Here is a 5,140-nt window from a genome sequence, read left to right as displayed (position 1 = left end):
GTCGGTGGAACCCCGGCTGCCGGGATCGTCATCGTTGTCCTCGCTCAGCCCGCCCGGCCCGCGTGCCACCAGATAGGCGTCGAAGTCCCCGGACTGGAGGGTCAGGGTATAGGTCTGGCCCCGCCGCGCCCGGAACCGCCACCCGTCGGCATATTCGCCCGTGCTGAGCCGCGAATCGCTGCGTTCCAGTGCTTCGCGCACAGTCGCGGCGGGCTGGAGGACGTTGTTCTGGCCCCGCCGCGCGCTGGCCCCGATGCGATCGGCGATACTGCCGCCCACGCCGACGCCCGGACCGCGCCCGCTGCCGCTGCCGCTGCCGCCAAAGCCGCCCCCGCCTCCACCCTGGAAATCGAGAGTGTATCGTCCGCTCTCGCCGGGTTCATAGCTGGTGGCCATGACGCGATAGATGCCGTCGGCCGGCAGGCGCAGGTCCAGCGCCGCCGAGGTGTCGCCGTCCTGGCCGTCGTCGTTCTCGTCCGAGAAATCACCGGGACCATTGATCAGCAGATAGGGGTCGAAATCGCCCGAGGTCATCGACAGCGACACCCGGTCCCCGGCCCGCCCCTGGAACGTCCAGGTGTCGACGAACTCGCCCGAATCCAGCTGCTCGTCACCTTGGCGCAGGTCGCCATAGGCCGGCGCGCCGGGCTGCAACCGTTGCTGGGCATGGGCGGTGCCGCCGACGAGCGCGAGCGCGACCGTGGCCATAAGCAGTGACTTCGACATGAGACTCCCCCGAGTAACGCCGTGCAGTGATGACGCCGTTGGGCCAACTTGTCATCACCGTCGATGAACGAGACCTGACATCTTCGCCGAACGCCGCGCGACAAACGCCGATGTCACCACCATTCGGCCTTGATATGGGCGCAGATGGCCGCCCCTTCACGAGACATCGCGACCGCGCGTATCTCGCCTTCGCGCCCAAAGCGCCCTACGAGACAATCATGCCCTTCCCCGCCAGTCATCCCGCGCTCGACCGCGCCCTTTCCGATCGCGGCTATGCCGAGCCGACCCCCGTCCAGGCCGCTGTGCTGGACGCCGCCCCGAACGACGACGGGTCCGGCCGCGACCTGCTGGTCTCGGCCCAGACCGGTTCCGGCAAGACGGTCGCCTTCGGCCTGGCCCTCGCCACGACCCTGCTGGGGGATGCGGAAAAGTTTACCGACTTCGGCAATCCGGTCGCCCTGGTCATCGCACCGACCCGGGAACTGGCCCAGCAGGTCTCGGCCGAACTGTCGTGGCTCTATGCCCAGACCGGTGCCCGCATCGTATCGTGCGTCGGCGGCATGGACCCCAAGATCGAGCGACGGGCGCTGGAACGCGGCGCCCACATCGTCGTCGGCACGCCTGGGCGTCTGCGTGACCATCTGGAACGCGGCGCGCTGGATCTGTCGGAGGCCAAGGCCGTGGTCCTCGATGAGGCCGACGAGATGCTGGACATGGGGTTCCAGGAGGACCTGACCTTCATCCTGGACGCCGCCCCGCCCGAGCGCCGGACCCTGCTGTTCTCCGCCACCCTGGCCCGCGACATCGTCCAGCTGGCCAAGACCTATCAGCGCGATGCCCTGCGGATCGACACCGTCGCCGGCAACAAGTCCCACGCCGACATCGAGTACAAGGCCATCCGCGTCGCACCGAACGAGGTAGAACTCGCGGTCGTGAACGTGCTGCGCTATTTCGAGGCCCCTGGCGCACTGGTGTTCGCCAACACCCGTGAGCGGGTCAAGCATCTGACGTCGTCCTTGCGCGAACGCGGCTTCTCGGTCGTTGGGCTGTCGGGCGAACTGACCCAGAGCGCGCGGTCCGAAGCCTTGCAGGCGCTGCGGGACGGTCATGCCCGGGTCTGTGTCGCCACCGACGTCGCGGCACGGGGTCTGGACCTGCCCGATCTCGGGCTGGTGATCCATGCCGAGATCCCGGTCAACAAGGCCGGGCTGTTGCACCGTTCGGGACGGACGGGTCGGGCCGGAAAGAAGGGCGTCTCGGTCCTGCTGGTCAGCTATACGCGCCGCCGCAAGGTGGAGCTGATGCTGCAATCGGCCTCGATCGTGGCCGAGTGGTCGGGGCCGCCGAGCGCCGAGATGATCCTGGAGAAGGACCGCGAGCGGCTGCTCGCCGATCCCGCCCTGACAGCGCCCGTCGATGACGAGGAGGCCCTGGAGCTGGGCAGGCTGCTGCTGGAGCGGACCACGCCCGAACAGGTAGCGGCATCGCTGATCCGCCTCTATCGCCAGAAACTGCCGGCGCCGGAAGACGTCTATGACGACGAGCGGATGAAGCGGGCCCAGGTCAGCGGCGTCAACGATCGCGGCCAGCGCGACGGTCCCCTGACGGACTTCGCCCGGGGCGGCGAGATGGTCTGGTTCCGGGTCAACATTGGCCGGGACAAGAATGCCGATCCGAAATGGCTGCTGCCGACGATCTGCCGCATCGGTCACGTGACCAAGGGCGACATCGGCTCGATCAAGATCTTCGACCGCGAGACCAAGTTCGAGATCACCAAGGCCGCAGAGGCCAAGTTCCGGGCCGCCGTCGCCGCCTCGACCGAGGACGGCGTCACCGTCGCCGACGCCGTGGCACCGGGTCCGAAGGAGAAGCCCGCCAGCCGGTGGGACAAGACCCCGGTCGGAGATGCCGGCGACCGTCCGGCCCGCAAGCCCTGGGCGGACAAGGGGGAGAAGAAACCCTGGGTCAAGCGCGAGGACGCTCCGGCTGGTGAGAAGAAACCCTGGGTGAAGCGCGAAGACGGCGCTCCCACGGGCGAGAAGAAGCCATGGGTCAAGCGTGAGGACAGCACTCCATCGGGCGAAAAGAAGCCGTGGGTGAAGCGGGACAAGCCGGAAGCGGCGGAACGGACCCCTTGGGCCGGCAAGGTCGATACGGGAGCTCCGGCCAAGAAGCCGTGGGTCAAGAAGGACGCCGGGGCCGCTCCCAAGGCAGCCTGGGCACCAGCATCGGACGCTCATCCCGCGCCCGGTGGTGAGCCGGCCTGGAAGGGCAAGCCGAAGGGCGGCGATCGGCCCTGGGGGGCGAAGGACGCACGGGGCAAGCCGACGGGCAAGCCCGCCGGGGCAAAGCCTTTCAAGGGCAAGAAATAGGCGGACGACGCTTCGGCGGATCCGACTGTTCGAAAGGACGCCTCGTTGCTCAGGCAACGGCGCGTTTTTGCTGTCCAGTGAGGGGGTGAAGGTGTGGGGTCAGGGCGATGATGGGCGGCAAGTGCCGACCCGGGATGGTACCGCCTCTCAGGCTTGAACTGAGGACCTCCGGTTCCACAAACCGGCGCTCTAACCAACTGAGCTAAGGCGGCGCATCGTTCGCGCAAGCCGTCTGGCCTCGCGCGAGGGGTGGTCTTTAGCGGCGCTGTCGCGAGGGATCAAGCGCCCATTGCAGGCGGCAGGGCCTGAACGCGAAAACGCCCCGAAGCGTGAGCTTCGGGGCGTTTGTCGTATCAGGTCAGGCGGCGATCAGTCGCCCAGGTTGAACGGTACCCGGACGGTGAAGGTCGCATTGGTCGCCGCGCCGTCCACGGTGCGGGGCGAAAGCTGGCCCCGCTGGACGATACGCACGGCGGCCTGGCCGAAGCCCATGCCCGCAGGCGTTTCCGAAACCACCCGGCAGTTCGCCGGACGGCCGTTGGCCTGGGCGGTGCACGAGACGGTCGCCGATCCGCTAACGCCACGATCCATGGCGCGAGCCGGGAAGTCGTCGGCGGTCGGACGCGGAGGCCGCGACCAGGCCACGTTGGTGATGACCGACGGGCGAGGCGGAGCCGGAGGCGCAGGCGGAGGCGGAGGTCCGGGGACGATCACGGGCGGGCCCGTATACTCGACCCGGTCTTCCTTCTTCGTCGGCTCGATCGGCAGGGTGATCGGCGGCGGAGGCGGAGCAACGATGTCCACGTCCACAGCGTCGTCCTCGAACGCCATCTGCTTCAACTCAAACTTGGTCTTCTGGACCCAGATGAGAAGACCCACGAAAAGAACGCTCACGATAGCCAGGGCGATGAGCCAGGTTACGGGAGAGGCCTTCTTGCGAGGCGCGTCGTAGCGACTCCGGTGATATTCGACGGGTGTATCTGTCATGTGATCTCCCGTTCTCAGGCCGGTTTGTCTTCGCCGACGAGGGCAACGCTATAGAAACCGGAGTCTTGCAGCGAGTTCATCGCCTGCATGAAGTCACCGTAGCGCGTGTCCTGGTCACCGCGGATGTAGATCCGCTCCTTGGTCGGATCCCGACGGCCGATCTGGCTCGTCAGGTCGGCACCAAGAGTTTCGTAGCTCGTCTCACCGTCACCGATATAGACCCGGCCGTCCGTCGTGATCGAGATGAACACAGGCTTGGGCGGATTATCCGTAGGCTTCGCGAGAGCGATCGGAAGTTTCACCTCGATCCCCGGGGTGGCGACCGCAGACGCCACCATGAAGATGATCAGCAGGACGAGCATGATATCAACGAAAGGCGTGACGTTGATATCTGCGTTCTGCTCGACGTGATACTTACCGCCGCCCGAACCTCCGAGTTTGGCGGCCATCCGTCTTAGGCTCCCTTGTCGAGCTGACGCGAGACGGCGTTCAGCAGTTCAGCGGCAAAGCCGTCCGAACGGGTGCCATAGGCCGAGATGCGGGTGTTGAAGTAGTTGTACATCACGACGGCGGGGATAGCGGCGAACAGGCCGATACCGGTGGCCAGCAGCGCCTCGGCGATACCGGGGGCGACGGAGGCCAGGTTGGTCGTGTTCGACTGAACGATACCGATAAAGGAGTTCATGATGCCGTACACGGTACCGAACAGACCCACGAACGGGCCGATGGAGCCGGTCGAGGCCAGGAACTGCTGTCCACCCGACAGGCGAGCGGCGAGGCCGGCCTGAACCGCGGAAACGGCGTGCTGGGCGCGGGCCAGGGCGTCATGCTTGTTGTCGCCGGCGACCGAGAGGCCCGACTGGCGCGACAGTTCGATTTCCTCGGTGGCGGCGGCGGCCATGTCGGCCAGCGGGTTGCCGTCATAGCTCTCGTCGGTGGCGACGCGACGCATGTCGGCGAGGGTGCGGGTCTGGCGGAACTCTTCCAGGAAGCGGTCCGTCTTGCGATTCAGGCCGCCGAACTCGAGCAGCTTGATGATGAGCAGGGTCCAGGAG

General features: G+C 66.8%; 5 protein-coding genes and 1 tRNA gene. 1 reads left to right on the top strand and 5 read right to left on the bottom strand.

Annotated features, from left to right (window positions below; genetic code table 11):
* A partial coding sequence (locus JHC99_RS15590) for a PPC domain-containing protein (RefSeq protein WP_292155389.1) occupies positions 1 to 726 on the bottom strand: 726 nt, incomplete at its 3' end.
* Positions 727 to 944: 218 nt separating this feature from the next.
* On the opposite strand from JHC99_RS15590, the gene JHC99_RS15585 reads away from it, so the two are divergent.
* On the top strand, positions 945 to 3,098 hold the full coding sequence (locus tag JHC99_RS15585; RefSeq protein WP_292155388.1) for a DEAD/DEAH box helicase: 2,154 nt from the start codon (positions 945 to 947) through the stop codon (positions 3,096 to 3,098).
* 135 nt (positions 3,099 to 3,233) lie between these two features.
* Here the strand turns inward: JHC99_RS15585 and JHC99_RS15580 are convergent.
* The 4 genes from JHC99_RS15580 to JHC99_RS15565 all read right to left on the bottom strand — a co-directional run.
* Positions 3,234 to 3,310: transfer RNA gene (locus tag JHC99_RS15580), tRNA-His, on the bottom strand.
* A gap of 157 nt (positions 3,311 to 3,467) precedes the next feature.
* On the bottom strand, positions 3,468 to 4,085 hold the full coding sequence (locus JHC99_RS15575) for an energy transducer TonB (RefSeq protein ID WP_292155386.1): 618 nt from the start codon (positions 4,083 to 4,085) through the stop codon (positions 3,468 to 3,470).
* 14 nt (positions 4,086 to 4,099) lie between these two features.
* Positions 4,100 to 4,534 (bottom strand): biopolymer transporter ExbD, encoded by a 435-nt coding sequence (locus JHC99_RS15570; RefSeq protein ID WP_292155384.1) that lies wholly within the window; start codon positions 4,532 to 4,534, stop codon positions 4,100 to 4,102.
* A gap of 5 nt (positions 4,535 to 4,539) precedes the next feature.
* On the bottom strand, positions 4,540 to 5,140 hold a 601-nt coding region (locus JHC99_RS15565), incomplete at its 5' end, for a MotA/TolQ/ExbB proton channel family protein (protein ID WP_292155383.1).

Source organism: Brevundimonas sp. (genome assembly GCF_016463485.1).
Lineage (GTDB): Bacteria > Pseudomonadota > Alphaproteobacteria > Caulobacterales > Caulobacteraceae > Brevundimonas.
This window is presented reverse-complemented; position numbering and strand designations above follow the sequence as displayed.

Excerpts from the sequence above, each read along its gene's own strand:
- JHC99_RS15585 (WP_292155388.1), top strand. The coding sequence starts at position 945 with ATGCCCTTCCCCGCCAGTCATCCCGCGCTCGACCGCGCCCTTTCCGAT.
- JHC99_RS15575 (WP_292155386.1), bottom strand. The coding sequence starts at position 4,085 with ATGACAGATACACCCGTCGAATATCACCGGAGTCGCTACGACGCGCCT.
- JHC99_RS15570 (WP_292155384.1), bottom strand. The coding sequence starts at position 4,534 with ATGGCCGCCAAACTCGGAGGTTCGGGCGGCGGTAAGTATCACGTCGAG.